This window comes from Streptomyces roseochromogenus subsp. oscitans DS 12.976, assembly GCF_000497445.1.
Classification (GTDB): Bacteria; Actinomycetota; Actinomycetes; order Streptomycetales; family Streptomycetaceae; genus Streptomyces; species Streptomyces oscitans.
Genome location: NZ_CM002285.1, coordinates 2,146,801 through 2,165,474, shown reverse-complemented (window position 1 = coordinate 2,165,474; position 18,674 = coordinate 2,146,801). Strand labels below are relative to the sequence as shown.

Genomic DNA, 18,674 nt, shown 5'->3' with positions numbered 1-18,674 from the left:
CCAGACCGGCGTGGCGGCACGATTGACGGTGGTACGCGCACATCAATGAAGGAGACTGTCGTGTCGGCGAACAGCTTCGACGCCCGCAGCACGCTGCAGGTGGGCGACGAGTCGTACGAGATCTTCCGGCTGGACAAGGTGGAGGGCTCGGCCCGCCTGCCGTACAGCCTCAAGGTCCTGCTGGAGAACCTGCTCCGCACGGAGGACGGCGCGAACATCACCGCCGACCACATCCGTGCCCTCGGCAACTGGGACTCCCAGGCCCAGCCCAGCCAGGAGATCCAGTTCACGCCGGCCCGCGTGATCATGCAGGACTTCACCGGCGTGCCCTGTGTCGTGGACCTCGCCACGATGCGTGAGGCCGTGAAGGAGCTCGGCGGTGATCCCGCCAAGATCAACCCGCTGGCGCCGGCCGAGCTGGTCATCGACCACTCCGTCATCGCCGACAAGTTCGGCACGAACGACGCCTTCAAGCAGAACGTCGAGCTGGAGTACGGCCGTAACAAGGAGCGCTACCAGTTCCTGCGCTGGGGCCAGACCGCCTTCGACGAGTTCAAGGTCGTCCCGCCGGGCACCGGCATCGTCCACCAGGTGAACATCGAGCACCTGGCCCGCGTCGTCATGGTCCGCGACGGCAAGGCCTACCCCGACACCCTCGTCGGCACCGACTCGCACACCACCATGGTCAACGGCCTCGGCGTCCTCGGCTGGGGCGTCGGCGGCATCGAGGCCGAGGCCGCCATGCTCGGCCAGCCGGTCTCCATGCTCATCCCGCGCGTCGTCGGCTTCAAGCTCACCGGTGAGCTGCAGCCCGGCACCACCGCCACCGACCTCGTGCTCACCATCACCGAGATGCTCCGCAAGCACGGTGTGGTCGGCAAGTTCGTGGAGTTCTACGGCGAGGGTGTGGCGGCCACGAGCCTCGCCAACCGCGCCACCATCGGCAACATGTCGCCGGAGTTCGGCTCCACCGCCGCGATCTTCCCGATCGACGACGAGACCCTGAACTACCTGCGCCTGACCGGCCGCTCCGAGCAGCAGGTCGCGCTCGTCGAGACCTACGCCAAGCAGCAGGGCCTCTGGCTGGACCCGAAGGCCGAGCCGGACTTCTCCGAGAAGCTCGAACTGGACCTGTCCACGGTCGTGCCGTCCATCGCCGGGCCGAAGCGCCCGCAGGACCGCATCGTCCTCGCCAACGCCGCCGAGCAGTTCAAGCTGGACGTCCGCAACTACGTGGACGACGCAGACGAGGCGGGCAAGGAGTCCTTCCCGGCCTCCGACGCCCCGGCCGTCCACCCCAACGGCTTCCCGTCCAACCCGGTTCCGGTCACCGCCCCCGACGGCACGACCTACGAGCTGGACCACGGTGCGGTGACGGTCGCGGCCATCACCTCCTGCACCAACACGTCCAACCCGTACGTCATGATCGGCGCCGCCCTGGTCGCCAAGAAGGCGGTCGAGAAGGGCCTGACCCGCAAGCCGTGGGTCAAGTCCACCCTCGCCCCGGGTTCGAAGGTCGTCACCGACTACTTCGAGAAGGCCGGCCTCACCCCGTACCTGGACAAGCTGGGCTTCAACCTCGTCGGCTACGGCTGCACCACCTGCATCGGCAACTCCGGTCCGCTGCCGGAGGAGGTCTCCAAGGCCGTCAACGACCACGACCTCGCGGTCACCTCGGTCCTGTCCGGCAACCGCAACTTCGAGGGCCGGATCAACCCCGACGTCAAGATGAACTACCTGGCGTCCCCGCCGCTGGTCGTCGCGTACGCCATCGCGGGCTCCATGAAGGTGGACATCACCCGTGACGCCCTGGGCACCGACCAGGACGGCAACCCGGTCTACCTGAAGGACATCTGGCCGACCGAGGCCGAGGTCAACGACGTCGTCGCCAACGCCATCGGCGAGGACATGTTCGAGAAGTCCTACGCCGACGTCTTCGCGGGCGACGCCCAGTGGCAGTCGCTCCCGGTCCCGACCGGCAACACCTTCGAGTGGGACGCCGAGTCCACCTACGTCCGCAAGCCCCCGTACTTCGAGGGCATGGGCATGGAGCCGGCCCCGGTCACCGACATCGCCGGCGCCCGCGTCCTCGCCAAGCTGGGCGACTCGGTCACCACCGACCACATCTCCCCGGCCGGCGCGATCAAGGCCGACACGCCGGCCGGCCAGTACCTCACCGAGCACGGTGTGGAGCGCCGCGACTTCAACAGCTACGGCTCCCGCCGAGGCAACCACGAGGTCATGATCCGCGGTACGTTCGCCAACATCCGTCTGCGCAACCAGATCGCGCCGGGCACCGAGGGCGGCTACACGCGCGACTTCACGCAGGAGGGCGGCCCGGTCTCCTTCATCTACGACGCCTCGCAGAACTACCAGGCCGCCGGCACCCCGCTGGTCGTCCTGGCCGGCAAGGAGTACGGCTCCGGCTCGTCCCGCGACTGGGCCGCCAAGGGCACCGCGCTCCTGGGCGTGAAGGCCGTCATCGCCGAGTCGTACGAGCGCATCCACCGCTCGAACCTCATCGGCATGGGCGTCCTGCCGCTGCAGTTCCCGGAGGGCGCCTCCGCCGCGTCCCTCGGCCTGACCGGTGAGGAGACCTTCTCCTTCTCGGGCGTGACCGAGCTGAACGAGGGCACCACGCCGCGCACGGTCAAGGTCAGCACCGACACCGGTGTCGAGTTCGACGCGGTCGTCCGCATCGACACCCCCGGTGAGGCCGACTACTACCGCAACGGCGGCATCATGCAGTACGTGCTGCGGAACCTGATCCGCAAGTAACCTGCAGAGCTGGTCCTGAGGGCCGCATCCCTGTGCCGGGGGTGCGGCCCTTTGCCGTACCGCGACTCCGCGCCCAGGTCATCGCCCTGGCTCAGGTGGAACACAGCCTTCCCTCAGCGGACCGGTACAGGATTGCCACATGTCGGCAAGAGCGCGGAGAGGAAACCCCGAGATGACTCGCCGCCCCCTGTCCCGCACCCGCCGCTCACCCCGCCCGCTGCGCACCCGCCTGCCGCTCCTCCTCACCGCGATCCTCGTCTCCGTGTGCGGCGGGCTCGCGCTCACCACCGTCCTCGCTCAACGCGCCTATCTGACCGCCGAGTTGGACGGCCGGGTCAGCGACGCCGCCGAGCACGGGGTGACCGGTGCCGCGCGCCACCCCGAACGCCCCGCCGACCTCGCCTTCCTCGGTACCGGCGGCCAACCCTCCGGACTCCTCGCCGCCCGGTTCGACACCGGCGGCGAGGTCCTGGCCGCCGCGGTCGTCCGCCGGGACGACCGCCCCCGCGCGCTCACCGCGGCCCAGCGCTCCGCCCTCGCCGGCGTCCCCGACGACGGCGCGGCCCGCACCCGTACCGTCCCCGGCCTCGGCACCTACCGTGTCACCGCGCTCGACGCGAGCGGCATCCGCGTCCTGGCCGGCCTGCCCATGGACGACCTACGGCACACCCTCGACGGACTCGTCCGGATCGAGGCCGCGGCCGGCGCCGTCGCACTCGCACTCGCGGGCGGCGGCTGCACCCTCGCCGTACGTCGGCAGCTGCGCCCGTTCGGCCGGGTCGCCGCCACCGCCGCCCAGGTCGCCCGGGCGCCGCTAGGAGCGGACCGGCCCACCGTCCTCGCCCGGGTCCCCGCACCCGACGCCGACCCCGGCACCGAGGCCGGCCAGGTCGGTGTGGCCCTCAACCGGATGATCGACCAGGTCGAGGCCTCGTTCGCCGAACGCCGGCGCAGCGAGGAACGCATGCGCCGCTTCATCGCCGACGCCGGCCACGAACTGCGCACCCCGCTCGCCTCCATCGCCGGGTACGCCGAGCTGATGAACCGCGGCCCCGGATCCGGCGGCACCGCCGATCTCGCCTGGCGCCGGATCGGCGCGGAGTCGGCCCGGATGACCGGCCTGGTCGAGAACCTGCTGCTGCTCGCCCGCCTCGCCGAGGGCGGGCCCCTCCAGTCGGCCGAGGTGGACCTCGCGGTGGTGGTCGCGGAGGAGGTACGGGACGCCCGCACGGCCGGCGCGGACCACGTATGGCGGGTCGAACTGCCCCTGGAATTCCCGCTCCTGGTCACGGGCGACGGCCCACGCCTGCGGCAGGTGGTGTCCGCCCTGCTGGCCAACGCCCGCGTGCACACCCCGCCCGGTACGACGGTCAGCGTCGCCGTCGAGACCACCGCCGGCCACCACACCCTCCGGGTCCGAGACGACGGCCCCGGCATCCCGCGCGACCTCCTCCCCGCGGTCTTCGACCCCTTCACCCGCGCCGATGCCTCCCGCGCCCGCACGGGCCTCAGCGAGGGCGGCTCGGGCCTGGGGCTGGCCGTGGCGGCGGCGATCACCCGCGCCCACGGCGGCACCGTCCGAGCGGACAGCGCCCCCGGCCGGACGGAGTTCACAGCGGAGTTCCCCGCAACCGGCCCGTCGTTCCCACTGTCCGGACACCCGGCGCCGGCCCGCGCACCCGCCGCCGGACGCCGGGCCTCCCGCCCGCTCGGCAGCTCCGCCTGACCTCAGCACGCGTCGGTCCGCCCCGGTCCGCGAAGAACGCGCCGCCTCACTCCGCGAGCAGCGCGTCCAGGTCCGGCACCGTCAGCTCGGCCCAGATCACCTTGCCCTGCGGGGTGTACCGGGTGCCCCAGCGTTCGGCCAGTTGCGAGACCAGGAACAGGCCCCGTCCGCCCTCGTCGGTCGTCGCCGCGTACCGCAGATGCGGCGAGGTGCTGCTGCCGTCGGCGACCTCGCAGATCAGCGTGCGGTCATGGATCAGCCGTACATGGATCGGGTCGGAGCCGTAGCGGATGGCATTGGTGATCAGCTCGCTCAGCACGAGTTCCATGCCGAAGCCCAGCTCGGACAGGCCCCACTCCGCCAGCTTCTCGGACACGGCCGCGCGCATCCCCGACACGGCGGCCGGGTCGCGTGGCACGTCCCAGTCGGCGACCCGCTCGGCCGGCAGCGCCCGGGTGCGCGCGATGAGCAGGGCGACGTCGTCCCTGGGGCGCTCGGGCAGCAGCTCCTCCAGCACCGCCTGGCAGCTCTCCTCCGGCGGCCGGTCGGGGTGCCCCGCCAGCGACCGGCGCAGCAGCTCCATCCCCACGTCGAGGTCGCGCGAGCGGTCCTCGACCAGGCCGTCGGTGTACAGCGCGAGCTGGCTGCCCTCCGCCAGCTCGAACTCCGCCGCCTGGAACGGCATGCCGCCGAGGCCCAGCGGCGGCCCGGCCGGCACATCAGGGAAGGTAACGCTGCCGTCGGGCGCCACCAGCGCGGGCGCCAGATGCCCGGCCCGCGCCATCACGCAGCGCCGCGTCACCGGGTCGTAGATCGCGTACACGCAGGTCGCGCCCACGATCTCGCCGGCCGTCTCCGCACAGGCCTCGTCCTGGTCGATGCGGCCGACCAGGTCGTCCAAGTGGCTGAGCAGCTCGTCGGGCGGCAGGTCGAGGGTGGAGAAGTTGTGCACCGCGGTCCGCAGCCGGCCCATCGTCGCGGCGGCGTGCAGACCGTGCCCGACGACATCGCCGACGGCCAGCGCCACCCGGGTCCCCGGCAGCGGGATCACGTCGAACCAGTCGCCGCTCACCCCCGACTGGGCGGGGAGATAGCGGTAGGCCACGTCGAGGGCGCTCTGCGGGGGCAGCGCCCGCGGCAGCAGGCTGCGCTGGAGGGTGACGGCCAGCGCGTGCTCGCGGGTGTACCGGCGGGCGTTGTCGATGCTGACCGCGGCGCGCGCCACCAGCTCCTCCGCCAGCGACAGCTCCTCCTCGTCGAAGGCCTCCCGCTTGGAACGCCAGAAGTTGGCGATGCCCAGGACGATGCCGCGGGCCTGTATGGGGGCGGAGATGAGCGAGTGGATGCCGTAGTCCAGTATCTGACGGGCGCGCTGCGGATCCTGCTCGCGCCAGCCGCCGGCGGTCGCCAGGTCGGTCACCAGCTCGGTGCGGCCGGCGCTGTAGCCGCGGGCCTGCGGGGTGGAGGGCAGGAAGTCGATCAGCCGGCCCTTCTCGTAGAGGGGGTGATCGTCGCGGATGCCGCTCACCGCCACGCGCCGCATGTCCGTCGCCGTGGGAGCCGGTTCCTCGCCGTGCAGCACGGCGTCGGCCAGGTCCACGGTGACGAAGTCGGCGAAGCGGGGTACGGCCACCCGCGCCAGCTCGTCGGCCGTCTGCATCACGTCGAGGCTGCTGCCGATGCCCAGGCCCGCGTCGTACAGCAGCTCCAGCCGCTCCCGTGTCACCTCCGCCCGGCCGGTGACGGCCTGCAGCTCGGTGCAGTCCCGGAGTGTCACCACGGTGGCGCACACGCCGCTCGCCCGGTCCGTGGGCCGCTGGTTGACCGCCAGCAGCCGGCCCCCGGCGAAGTGCACCTCGTCGGAGGCGTCGCGCCCGCAGGCGAGCAGTTCCACCGTCGCGGGATCGAGGCCCGGCAGCTCCCGCACGGTGCGCCCCTCGGCATCGGGGGGCAGCTCCAGCAGCCGTCTGGCCTCGTCGTTCACGAGAAGCAGCCGCCCCTCGTCCCCGACGATGAGCACGCCCTCACGCACCGAGTGCAGCACCGTGTCGTGGTGCTCGTACATGCGGGTCATCTCGTCCGGTGCCAGGCTGTGCGTCTGCCGCCGCAGCCGCCGGCCCACCAGCGCCGTACCGCCGGTCGACACCACCAGTGCTCCGGCCCCGGTGGCCAGGATGATCGGCAGCTGACGGTTCACCTCGCTGGTCACGTTCTTCACCTTGAGCCCGGCGGAGACGAGGGCTGTGACCTTGCCGTGGGTGTCGTAGATGGGAACGGTCGCCTGTTCCTCGTGGCCGAGCGGCCCGTGGACCTCCTCGGTGTAGACCTTCCCGGCCAGGGACGGCCCGATCTGGCCCACGAACCGGTGCCCGATCTTGCTCGGCATGGGATGGGTGTAGCGGATGCCCTTGGTGTTCATGACCACGATGAAGTCGACGCCCGCGGACTTGCGTGCCGCCTCGGTGAGGGGCTGGAGCACCTTGGACGGGTCGGGGGTGCTCAGCGCCTGCAGCACGCCGGGGGAGTGCGCGAAGGTCTGCGCGACGGCGATGGACCGGCGCCGGGCTTCGCTGCTGGTGTCACGCTCCGACTGCAGGACGAGAGCGATGACGCCGCAGACCACGAGCAGTACCACGAGGGCCGCCTGCAGAAGGAAGACCTGCCCCCAGACGCTGCGTGGGCTCGTGCCGGCCTTGAAGCGCCAGAAGCTACGCCTGAATCGGGCGAATGCATCCGACATGCGGCATTTGTAGCACTGGTTGGTCTCGCTGCCTATGGCTGGTCCGGTAACCGGACACATTTTCACCGCCTCGCGCATCACACGAGGAAACTCTCGCCCCTCAGGTCACGAGCCGGGGGCTTCTTTCCCGGTCTGCTCCGCCCGGGCGGTGGCGCGCGGCAACGTTGTCTCGATCTGTGCATGACTCCATCGACTCAACCGACAACGATGTCTCTCACTTGGGGTAGTCCGACCGGGTGATCCCGGCCGTGTGCCTGGCGGGGCGTGCGCGATCTTCCGTGGTAACGGTGGCGCACGTCACCGTCCCTGCGGCTTGTGCGACCTGTGGTGCGCGACCCGTCCGTCAGGAGGAAGGGCCGCGTCTTGCGTTTCAGACCCTTGTACCTGCTGCTGGCCGCCACGCTCACGATCGGCGGCGCCATTCCCGCCCTCGCGGCGACCGCCGCACCCCCCGGCCTCGTCAAGGACCCCACCCGGTACGTCGACCCGCTGATCGGCACCAGCAACGGCGGCGATGTCTTCCCGGGCGCCGTCCTGCCCTTCGGCATGCTCTCCTGGAGCCCCGAGAACACCCGAGGAAACGCCACCAGGACCGCCGCGCCCGGCGGCTACCAGTACGACGCCACCCGCATCCGGGGCTTCAGCCTCACCCATCTGTCCGGCACCGGCTGCGCCGGCGGCAGCGGCGACATCCCCTTCTTTCCGTACGCCGGCGAGGTCACCTCGTCCCCGGCGAGCGACACGAAGGACGCCGTCTACGCCTCCGGCTTCACCCACACCGACGAGACCGCCGAGCCGGGCCACTACCGGGTGGGCCTGGCCTCCGGGGTCACCGCCGACCTCACCGCCACCGCGCGCACCGGCTCGGCCCGCTTCGCCTTCCCGTCCGGCAAGCCCGCCTCGCTGCTGGTGCGCACCGCCAACTCCGAGGTGGGATCGGCGGATTCGGCCGTCACGATCGACCCGGACACCCGCACCGTCTCCGGCTCGGTCACCTCCGGCGACTTCTGCGGCTACCTCGACCCGGAAGGCCAACGCGCCTACTACACCCTGTACTTCACCGCCCGCTTCGACCGCCCCTTCAAGAACGCCGGCACCTGGCAGGACGACAAGCTCAGCCCCGGCTCACTGGCGGCGACCGGCGGCACCGGGGGCTTCGCGCACGGCGGGCGGCCCGTCGCGGGCAAGGGCGCCGGCGGCTACGTCGAGTTCGCGCCCGGCACCGGCCCGGTCAACGTCAAGGTGGGCATCTCCTACGTCAGCAAGCGGGCCGCCGAAGCCAACCTCGCCGCCGAGAACCCGCCCGGCCGCTCCTTCGAGGCGATCGAGGGCGCGGCCCGCCGGGCCTGGCGCGAGCGGCTCGGCGCCGTCCGCGTCGGCGGCGGCACGGACGCCGACCGCACCACCTTCTACACCGCGCTCTACCACGCGCTGCTGCACCCGAACGTCATCAGCGACGCCGACGGCAGGTACCGGGGTGCCGACGGGCACGTGCATGCAGCCGGCCGTCGGCAGCATGCCCAGTACGGCACCTTCTCCGGCTGGGACGTCTACCGCGACCAGCTGCAGCTGCTCACCCTGCTCGACCCTCGCACCGGCTCCGACATCGCCCAGTCGCTGTACGAGCTGGCCGGGCAGAACGGCGGGACCTGGGACCGCTGGCTGCACGGCGCGAGCGGTACCCATGTCATGAACGGCGACCCCTCGCCGACCGCGCTGGCCGGCATCCGCGCCTTCGGCGGCACCGGCTTCGACCTGCACGGCGCCCTGGACTCGCTGGTCAAGGCGGCCACCGTGCCCACCCGGCAGGACCTCTCCCCGGCCGGCAAGCCGGTGCTGTCCGCAGGCCAGCGGCCCTCCCTGGACAAGTACCTCACACTGCACTACATGCCGAGTGTCTCCAACGCCTGGGGCGGAGCCGCCGAGACCGTGGAGATGTCCACGGCCGACTTCTCCCTGTCCCAACTCGCCGCAGCGGCAGGGCAGAGGGAGACGCAAGCCGCTTTCGCCCGGCGCGCTCAGTGGTGGCAGAACACCTTCGACATCGCCGCCGACCCCGGCGGCGGCTACATCGCCAACCGCAGAGCCGACGGCAGCTGGGTCACCGGCTTCACCCCGGACACCGGCAACGGTTTCGTCGAGGGTACGGCGGCCCAGTACACCTGGACGGTCCCGCACGACCCGGCGGGCCTGTTCGCCGCGCTGGGCGGCCGCGACAAGGCGCTCGCCCGGCTGGACGACTTCTTCCACACGGCCGACGGCGGCTGGGCCTTCACCGGCCAGGGCGGCACCAAGTCCGAGCTGGACAACGAGCCGTCGATCAACGTCCCCTACCTGTACGACTACGCGGGCGCCCCGTACAAGACGCAGGAGACCGTGCGGGCCGCGATGCGGCAGCTGTGGTCGCCCGCGCCCGGCGGTGTCCCGGGCAACGACGACCTCGGCGCGATGTCGTCCTGGTACGTCTTCTCGGCTCTCGGCATGTATCCGCAGGTGCCCTCCCGTGCCGAACTGGTCCTCGCCTCCCCGCTGTTCGAGCGCGTGGAGATCAGCCGGCCCCAGGGCAACGACATCTCCATCCGCGCGACCGGCGCGGCGCCCGGCGCCCCGTACATCCGGTCTCTGAGCGTCAACGGCCGTATCAGTACCCGCCCTTGGCTGCCGGCGTCCTTCGTCCGCGACGGCGGCCGGCTCGACTACACCCTGTCCGCCACCCCGAACCGCGACTGGGGCGCGGACAGCCCGCCGCCGTCGTTCCGCGAGGGCGAGCAGCCGTACCAGATCGGCGTCGGCCCCACCGCCGCCACGCTGGCACCCGGTGACAGCACCAAGATCGGCGTTCGCACGCTGTCCCTGAACGGCGGCACCGGCCCCGACGTGCGCTTCCGGGTGGACACCCCGCCCGGCGTGACGGCCACGCCCGCCGAGGGGACGGTCAGCGGCGGCACCCAGGAGATCACGTTCACCGCCGCCCAGGACGCCGAGCAGGGCTTCGCCGACGTCAAGGTGTCGGTGACCTCGGGCGACACGTCGTACGAGCAGCCGGTCGCGCTCACGGTGGCCGCCCCCGGCACCCTCCTCGCCGCCTACGACACCACCGGTGTCTCCGGCGACACGGGCGACCACGACGAGGCCGACTACGACGGCGGCGGCCGGAGCTACTCCCGCCAGGCCCTCACCGCGGTCGGCCTGCCGCCGGGCGGGCGGTCCACGATCGACGGCCTCACCTTCACCTGGCCGAACTCACCCGACGGCCGCCCGGACAACGCCTCCGGAGCCGGCCAGACCATCGAACTGCCCATGCCGACAACCAAGTTGTCCTTCCTCGGCAGCGCGGTCAGCGGCAACCAGCAGGCGGCGGCGACCGTCACCTACACCGACGGCACGACCGGCACCGTCGACCTCTCCTTCACCGACTGGACCGTCGGCGGCGGAGCCGGCACCGTCCAGTACGGCAACGAGGTCGTCGCCAGGACGCCGTACCGCAATGCCGCGGGCGCCGGCAAGGACTCGGTGCCCACCTATGTGTTCGCCACCAAGCCGTTCATGGCGCCGTACGGCAAGTCCATCGCGAGCGTCCGGCTCCCGAAGAACGGGAACCTGCACGTGTTCACCCTGGCCACTGGCTGAACCGCAGCACAGGAAAGCGGCCGTCCCTCGCGCGAGGGACGGCCGCTCGCGGGCGTGTGCCCGTCAGGCCAGCAGTTCCACCTCCGCCAGCGTCGACTCGCCGTCCAGGACCAGCCGGTACTTGGAGTACGTGCCCGGCGTGGCGATGGTGAACGCCCGGGTCTGGTGGTCCCAGGGGAAGGACTCGCCGGAGCGGTGGTCCAGGGTCTGCCAGGTGGTGCCGTCGGTGGAGCCCTGGAGGGTCCAGCCGGTCGGCGCCTTGGTGTGGTCGGCGGAGGAGGTCAGCGTGTACTGGACGGGTGTGACGGAGTGGTCGACCGGCAGGTCGACCGAGGTGACCGTCGCGTCCGTCGCCGACGTGTTGTCGAACAGCGGACCGTCGCCCTTCAGGACGTCCGACCGGGGCGCCGGCACCTTGTCGTCCTGGGTGATCGAGACCGGCGCCGCGTCCTTGCCCGTGCCCCACGTGGAGGGCTCGGCGCCCATGGCGAACTCCAGCACCCCGCCCTTGGCCAGCAGCGAGTGGGGGAGCGAAGTGGAGTTCCAGGGGCGGCCGTTGAACGTCACGCCCTGGATGTAGACGTTCCTCGCGCTGTTCCGCGGCGCCTTGACGACCAGGTCACGGCCGTTCTCCAGGTGCACGGTGACCTTCTTGAACAGCGGGGAGCCGATGGAGTAGTCGCCGCTGCCCATGACCAGCGGGTAGAAGCCGAGCGCGGAGAAGAGGTACCAGCCCGACTGCTCGCCGTTGTCCTCGTCGCCGTGGTAGCCCTGCCCGATCTCGCTGCCGGCATAGAGCCGGGAGAGGATCTCGCGGACCTTCGCCTGTGTCTTCCAGGGCTCGCCGGCCGCGTCGTACATGTACGGGATGTGGTGCGCGGGCTGGTTGGACTGGCCGAGCATGCCCATGCGGACGTCGCGCGCCTCGGTCATCTCGTGGATGACACCGCCGTAGGAGCCGACGAACTCCGGGGAGGCCGTCTCCGGGGTGGAGAAGAACGCGTCCAGCTTGTCCGCGAGCCCCTGCCGGCCGCCGTAGAGATTGGCCAGGCCCCGGCTGTCCTGCGGAACGGTGAAGGCGTCGCCCCAGCCGTTGGTCTCCGTGTAGTCGTATCCCCACACGCGCGGGTCGTACTTCGAGGAGTCCAGTCGCCATTTCCCGTTCCCGTCGCGGCCCTGGAAAAAGCCTGCCTTGGAGTCGAACAGGTTCACATAGTCCCGGGCGCGGTTGAGGAAGTACTCGGACTCGTCCTTGTAGTGCTGGTCGCCCGTCTTCTTGTACAGGGCCTCACCCATCCGCGCGATGCCGTAGTCGTTGACGTAGCCCTCCATCGCCCAGGACAGACCCTCGGTGGTGGCGGTGCTGGTGTAGCCGAGGAACGGCGAGGTGGTCATGCCCTTACGGCCCACGCCCGACATCGGCGGGACGACGGTCGCGTTCTTCAGCGCCGCCTGGTACGCCGCCTTCGCATCGAACGTGACGCCCTTGACGTAGGCGTCGGCGAACGCCACGTCCGAGGAGGTGCCGGTCATCAGGTCGGCGTAACCGGGCGAGGACCAGCGGGAGGTCCAGCCGCCGTCCTTGTACTGCTGCACGAACCCGTCGGCCATCTCGCCCGCTTGAGAGGGCGTCAGAAAGGTGTACGCCGGCCACGTGGTCCGGTAGGTGTCCCAGAAGCCGTTGTTGACGTACACCTTGCCGTCGACGATCTTCGCGCCGGTATGCGTCGGCGTGTCCTGGCTCTGCATCGGAGAGAACGGGGAGGCGTACTGATAGGTGTCCCCGACCTTCTCGAAGCCCGAGTTCGGGTACAGGTACAGCCGGTACATGCTGGAGTACAGCGTGGTCAGCTGGTCCGGGGTCGCGCCCTCCACCTCGACCTTGCCGAGCAGCTTGTCCCAGGTGCGCTGCGCCTGGGACTTCACCGTCTCGAAGGAGGCGCCGTCCGGGATCTCCTGGCGCAGGTTGTCCTTCGCCTGGTCGACGCTGATCAGCGAGGTCGCCAGGCGCAGTGTGACGGTGTGGTCCGCGCCCGCGTCGAACCGCAGATAGCCCTTGACCCCGCTGGATCCGCCGTCGGTCACCGGCTTGTCGAACTCGCCGTACACGAACAGCCGGGTCGCGCCGGTCGACAGGCCCGACTTCACGTCCGAGAAGCCGGTGACGGTCCCGTTCTCCTGGTCCAGGGTCAGCCCCGCCTGCTCGGTGATGTTGTCGAAGAGCACGCTCGCGTCGTCGCCGGGGTAGGTGAAGCGCAGCATCGCCGCATGGTCGGTCGGGGTCATCTCGGCCTTGAGACCGTTCTCGAACCGGACCCCGTAGTAGTACGGCCGCGCGGTCTCGTTCTCGTGCCGGAACGCCAGCTGCCGTGCCTCGGGGCCGGTGTCCGGGGTGCCGGCCGCGGCCGACGGCATCACCTGGAAGGTCTGCCGGTCGCCCATCCACGGGCTCGGCTCATGGCTCGCGCTGAACGCCTGGATCGTCGGCAGGTTGTCGTCGTTGTTCGCCCGCGCGTACTCGTACAGCCAGCTCAGCGAGGACGCGTTGGTCACCGGCGTCCAGAAGTTGAAACCGTGCGGAAGGGCCGTCGCCGGGAAGTTGTTGCCGCGCGAGAAGCTGCCGCTGGAGTTGGTGCCGCGTGTGGTCAGCGCGTAGTCCGACAGATGCGCCTGCGGCTTCTCGGGGGGTACGGGCTTGAGAGCCACGTCGTCGATCCAGCCCCGGAACTTCGCCGGCCCGTCGGGGGAGTCGTACGCCACCAGGATCCGGTCGACCGTCTTGCCGGCCGCCACCGAGCCGATCCGCGAGACCACGTTGTTCCACTGGTTGACGTACAGCGACTTGGAGGCGCCCTGGCCGCGCGGCGACAGCGGGAATCCGTGCTGGTCCAGCGCGCCCAGATCGCTCAGGTAGGTGCCGTCGGTGAAGGCCAGGTCGAGGGAGACGTTCGTGGCGTCGTAGTCCCGGTCGCCGTCGGCCATCGACGGGAAGACGCGGTACGACAGCTGGGTGTCGCCGCCGACCTTCACGTTCACGTCGAAGACCTTGTTGTACGAGTAGGCCCGGCCGCCCGCCGTGTGCCGTCCGGCGTAGCGCAGTGCCCTCGTTCCGGTGAACCCGGCTCGTGCCTTGGCTGTCGGCGAGGCGGTCGGGCCCTTGTCGACCAGCGTCAGCATGTCCTGCGGCACCGGGCCGCCCCCGCCGCCGGTGGAGAACTGCACATCGGCGAGCTGCAGGATGCCGGAGGCGCCGTTGTTCTTCGTGATCTCCAGCCGGAAGTGCTGGTACGCGGCCGGCTCGGCCAGGTCGTAGGACTTGGTCTGGAAGCGCTGGTCGAAGCTTTCCCCCGAGCGGGTGTCGACCGTCTTCCAGTCCTTGCCGTCGGTGGAGCCGAGCAGCGTCCAGTCCCTCGGGTCGCGCTCGGCGTAGTCGTTGGCCGAGGTGAGCGCGTATGTCTGCAGCTTGATGGGCTGGTCGAGGTCGAACTCCACCCAGCCGGTGGGCGCGAAGGTCAGCCATTTGGTGCCGGGCTCGCCGTCGACCAGGTTCTCCTTCACCTCGCCGGCGCCCGTGTTCTCGCCGCTCGCCCGGACATCGGTGACATGGTCGGTCACATTGCCCGGAATGCCGGTGCTGTAGCCGCCGTCGACCCCCGAGGCGCGCTTCTTGCCGTCCGGCCCGGTGTCGACGGTGTTCAGCCAGTCGGGTGCCGGATCGCCGGTCTCGAACGAGGATGCGAACTCCCGGCCGGCGGCCGGAGCCTTGGCGGGCAGGGCGACCGCCGCGCCCTGTGCTCCGGCGGCCATGACAAAGGCGGCCGTGAGGACGACCGCCGGACCCCATCTGTGCCGAGTTCTCCGCTGCATCTACGGATTCCCCTCCTGCGCCCCCTCCGGACAACGTTGTCAACTACGAGGCGCAGGAACCAGTAGGGCGTCAAGTGGCCCGTGATGTCAAGGGTGTTGGGTGTGGCATTCAGGGACATATGTCGCGAATATTTGTGCCAGGCGACCCACAGGGGGCTCATATGTCCCCGAGGTCTCAACTCGGAAAAGACCCATCGCCAACCCTGCATTCGATCTTGCTCAGGCGACCGAAAGTGGACTATACCTGTCGGCACTTCCAGCACGACTTCTGCACGACCCAGCACTACCCCTGCACGACCCAGCACTACCCGACCGCGGTGCCGGGGAGGATCCGGTTCACCGCCTGAGTCCTGGAGAAGGCGAGGACTTGAGCATGGGATCCACCTCGAACCACGGTGCCGAAGGCGTCGGCCGTCGTGATCTGATCAAGCGGTCCGCCGCACTGAGCCTGGTCGCGGCCCCGGGCATGAGCCTGCTGTCCGCCTGTGCGAGCAGCGGCGGGGGCGGGCAGACCAAGGACAAGGCGGGGAAGAAGACCGCCAAGAACCCGCTCGGGGTCAACGAGACCGCCCAGATGGAATTCGTCCTCTTCGACGGAGGCTTCGGCCAGGAGTACGCCCAGGACGCGGTGAAGATCTATGAGAAGGACTTCCCCAAGGCCCACGTGAAGTTCTCCGCCACCCAGAAGATCCAGTCCACCCTCCAGCCCCGCTTCAACCAGGGCAACCCGCCGGACCTCATCGACAACTCCGGCGCCGAGCAGATGGACATGGGCGTCCTGGTCGGCAAGAACCAGCTGTCCGACCTCACCCCGCTGCTGGACGCACCGTCGTACGACGACCCGAACAAGAAGGTCCGCGACACCCTGCGCCCCGGCATCGTGGAGATGGGCCAGTTCGACGGCAACCCGGTCTGGATCATGTACTACGCCTACACGGTGTACGGCGTCTGGTACTCGCAGAAGGCCCTGGACTCGCTCGGCGCGGAGTACCCGAAGACCTGGGACGAGATGCTCCAGGTGTGCGAGAAGGCCAAGAAGAAGGGCATGGCGGGCTGGACGTACGCGGGCAAGTACCCGTACTACCTCCCCTTCTCGCTCTACCCGATGATCGGCAAGGTCGGCGGGCGCGAGGTGCTCGACGCCATCGACAACCTGGAGCCGAACGCCTGGAAGCACCCGGCCGTCAAGGCCTGCTTCGAGGCGTACTACGAGCTGTACAAGAAGGGCTACATCCTCAAGGGCACCCCCGGCCTCGACCACATCCAGTCGCAGACCGCCTGGGCCAAGGGCGAGGCGCTGTTCATTCCGAACGGCTCCTGGGTGGAGAACGAGTCGGCCAACGTCATCCCGAAGGACTTCAACCTGGCCGTGTCGGCGCCGTCCGGCATCGACAGCAACGACAAGCTGCCCTTCGGCACCATCTGGGCCTCCGGCGGTGAGCCGTTCATCGTCCCGGCCAAGGCCGCGAACGCCGAGGGCGGCATGGAGCAGCTGCGCATCATGCTCTCCGAGGCGTCCTCCAAGAACTTCACCGCCAAGGTGAAGTCGCTGACCGCCTACAACGGCGGCACCACCGGCATCACCCTCACCCCGGGGCTGAACTCCGGTGTGGCGGCGCTGAAGCTGGCCGGATCCAACGTGGTGAATCCGCGGCTGCAGGACTGGTACGTGCAGCTGCAGAAGGAGAAGATCGGGGTGGCCGGTCTCGGCGAGATGATGGCCGGCCGGCTCACCCCGGCCGAGGCCATCAAGAAGATCCAGGGATTCGCCGACGAGGCGGCCAAGGACTCCTCGATCAAGCACTACAAGCACCAGTAACCAGCACCCTCTCAACGCACCGGAGTGGCGATGCAGCACGGCAAGTACCGGTTCATCGTGGGGTTTCTGGCGGTGCCCCTGGGACTGTACGCGCTCTTCGTGGTGTGGCCGTTCATCCAGTCCATCTATTACTCGTTCACGGACTGGACCGGCCTGAGCCCCGATTTCAAGATGGTCGGCTTCGACAACTACACGAGGATGCTCCACGACGACGTCTTCTGGAAGTCGTTGCAGCACAGTCTGCTGTTCGCCCTGGTGCTCCCGCTGGTGACGATCAGTCTGGCGCTGTTCTTCGCCTTCATGATCAATGTGGGCGGGCGCCGGAGGAAGGGCGGCCCCGTGATCTCCGGGGTCCGGGGCTCGTCCTTCTACAAGATCGTGTATTTCTTCCCGCAGGTACTGTCCATCGCGATCGTCTCGCTGCTGTTCGCCTTCGCGTACAACCCGGACAGCGGCGCGATCAACTCCCTGCTGCGCGGGATCGGCCTCGACCACGTCCAGCCGCTGTGGCTGGGTGACCCGAGCCTCGCGCTGTGGTGTGTGATGGCGGTGCTGGTGTGGTCCACGACCGGCTTCTTCGTGGTCCTGTTCTCGGCGGGCATGGCCTCCATCCCGACGGAGCTGTACGAGTCGGCGCTGCTCGACGGCGCGGGCCGGGCCACCACCTTCTTCCGCATCACCCTGCCGCTGCTGTGGGACACCGTGCAGTCCGGCTGGGTCTACATGGGCATCCTCGCGCTCGGCGCCGAGTCGTTCGCGGTCGTACAGATCATGACGACCGGGCCGGGCGGGCCCGACTACTCGACCACGGTGATGGTCCTGTACGTGTACCAGAAGGCGTTCCGGGACGGTCAGGCCGCCTACGCCACCACCATCGGCGTCGCCCTGCTCGTCGTCACCCTCGCCTTCGCGGCGATCGTGATGCGGCTGGGCCGTCGCGAGCGGCTGGAGTTCTGAACCGATGGAACCGATGAAGACGACCGAGACCCCCGCACCGCGGCCGGCCGAGTCCGGCGCCGGCGTCTCCAAGACCGACGCACTCGCCCCGAAGCCCGACCGGCGGAAGAAGGAAGGCGGCGTCCTCAACGTCTTCTCACACGGCGTGCTGATCATCTGGGCGATCATGGTGGTCACGCCGCTGCTGTGGGCGGTGATGACGTCCTTCAAGTCGGACAGCTCGATCTTCGGCTCGCCCTGGTCGCTGCCGGACAAGCTGCACTTCGACAACTGGTCGCGGGCCTGGACCCAGGCCAACATGAGCGACTACTTCCTCAACACCGTCCTGGTGGTCGGCGGCTCGCTCATCGGCACCCTGGTGCTCGGCTCCATGGCGGCCTATGTCCTCGCCCGGTTCGACTTCCCGGGCAACCGCTTCATCTACTACCTGTTCGTCGGCGGCATGAGCTTCCCGATCATGCTCGCGCTGGTTCCGCTGTTCTATGTAGTGAACAACATGGGCATGCTGAACACGATCCATGGCCTGATCCTGGTCTACATCGCGTACTCGCTGCCGTTCACGGTCTTCTTCCTCACGGCCTTCTTCCGCACCCTGCCCACCTCGGTGGCGGAGGCGGCCTTCGTGGACGGCGCTTCGCACACGCGTACGTTCTTCCAGATCATGCTCCCGATGGCCAAACCGGGCCTGATCAGCGTGGGCATCTTCAACTTCCTGGGCCAGTGGAACCAGTACATGCTGCCCACGGTCCTCAACACCGACCCCGACAAGAAGGTGCTCACCCAGGGCCTGGTCCAGCTCGCGGTCAGCCAGGGCTACAAGGGGGACTGGTCCGGCCTCTTCGCCGGCCTGGTGATGGCCATGCTGCCGGTGCTCGGGGCGTACATCGTCTTCCAGCGCCAGGTCGTCCAGGGCCTGACCGCGGGGGCGCTGAAATAGGGCCGCGGGGGCGCTGAAACGGCACTGCGAGCCAGGTGGGGTGACGCCCCGCGTTCGTCCGTACGCACGCCGCTTCCTCGCTGGGGGCGGCGTGTGCGCGTGTTTCCCGGGACCCGGAAACGGTTCAACCTCTTGACGTAAGCAGCCCCGAACGGCTCAGCTTAGAGTTCACTAGTTGGACATACGCGGGGCCTCGCCGAAGCGGCCTCGCGCTCAGGAG

The 18,674-nt window shown here is 69.7% G+C and carries 8 protein-coding genes; 6 read left to right on the top strand and 2 right to left on the bottom strand.

Going from position 1 to position 18,674, the window contains the following annotated elements; translation table 11 throughout:
* Positions 1-60: 60 nt before the first annotated feature.
* Together acnA and M878_RS59325 are read left to right on the top strand one after the other, a co-directional pair.
* Positions 61-2,778 carry an aconitate hydratase AcnA gene (gene acnA, locus M878_RS59330; RefSeq protein ID WP_023545974.1) on the top strand — a complete coding sequence of 906 codons (2,718 nt, stop codon included), beginning with the start codon at positions 61-63 and terminating at the stop codon, positions 2,776-2,778.
* Positions 2,779-2,950: 172 nt separating this feature from the next.
* Entirely contained in the window at positions 2,951-4,504 is a 1,554-nt protein-coding gene (locus M878_RS59325; protein WP_023545973.1) for a sensor histidine kinase, read from the top strand.
* A gap of 46 nt (positions 4,505-4,550) precedes the next feature.
* Here the strand turns inward: M878_RS59325 and M878_RS59320 are convergent, their stop codons facing one another.
* Positions 4,551-7,244: a SpoIIE family protein phosphatase gene (locus tag M878_RS59320; protein ID WP_023545972.1), complete on the bottom strand. Its 2,694-nt coding sequence runs from the start codon at positions 7,242-7,244 to the stop codon at positions 4,551-4,553.
* Positions 7,245-7,607: 363 nt separating this feature from the next.
* On the opposite strand from M878_RS59320, the gene M878_RS59315 reads away from it, so the two are divergent.
* Entirely contained in the window at positions 7,608-10,874 is a 3,267-nt protein-coding gene (locus M878_RS59315) for a GH92 family glycosyl hydrolase (protein WP_031224613.1), read from the top strand.
* Between the two features lie 63 nt (positions 10,875-10,937).
* Here M878_RS59315 and M878_RS59310 read toward each other — a convergent pair whose 3' ends face one another.
* Complete coding sequence (locus M878_RS59310) at positions 10,938-14,741, bottom strand: GH92 family glycosyl hydrolase (protein WP_023545970.1); 3,804 nt, start codon at positions 14,739-14,741, stop codon at positions 10,938-10,940.
* A 373-nt stretch (positions 14,742-15,114) separates the two neighbouring features.
* Between M878_RS59310 and ngcE the strand changes: the two genes are divergently transcribed.
* The 3 genes from ngcE to M878_RS59295 are packed head-to-tail and all read left to right on the top strand — an operon-like array spanning position 15,115 to position 18,454.
* Positions 15,115-16,560, top strand: coding sequence for an N-acetylglucosamine/diacetylchitobiose ABC transporter substrate-binding protein (gene ngcE / locus M878_RS59305; protein WP_023545968.1), 1,446 nt, complete (start codon positions 15,115-15,117; stop codon positions 16,558-16,560).
* 30 nt (positions 16,561-16,590) lie between these two features.
* Entirely contained in the window at positions 16,591-17,517 is a 927-nt protein-coding gene (locus M878_RS59300) for a carbohydrate ABC transporter permease (RefSeq protein WP_023545967.1), read from the top strand.
* Between the two features lie 13 nt (positions 17,518-17,530).
* The gene (locus M878_RS59295; RefSeq protein ID WP_031224611.1) at positions 17,531-18,454 is read left to right on the top strand and encodes a carbohydrate ABC transporter permease; all 924 of its coding nucleotides are present in this window, start codon (positions 17,531-17,533) and stop codon (positions 18,452-18,454) included.
* Positions 18,455-18,674: the final 220 nt, after the last annotated feature.

Coding starts and splice junctions, on each gene's coding strand:
- M878_RS59320 (WP_023545972.1), bottom strand. CDS start 7,244: ATGTCGGATGCATTCGCCCGATTCAGGCGTAGCTTCTGGCGCTTCAAG.
- M878_RS59300 (WP_023545967.1), top strand. CDS start 16,591: ATGCAGCACGGCAAGTACCGGTTCATCGTGGGGTTTCTGGCGGTGCCC.
- ngcE (WP_023545968.1), top strand. CDS start 15,115: ATGGGATCCACCTCGAACCACGGTGCCGAAGGCGTCGGCCGTCGTGAT.
- M878_RS59295 (WP_031224611.1), top strand. CDS start 17,531: ATGAAGACGACCGAGACCCCCGCACCGCGGCCGGCCGAGTCCGGCGCC.
- M878_RS59310 (WP_023545970.1), bottom strand. CDS start 14,741: ATGCAGCGGAGAACTCGGCACAGATGGGGTCCGGCGGTCGTCCTCACG.
- M878_RS59325 (WP_023545973.1), top strand. CDS start 2,951: ATGACTCGCCGCCCCCTGTCCCGCACCCGCCGCTCACCCCGCCCGCTG.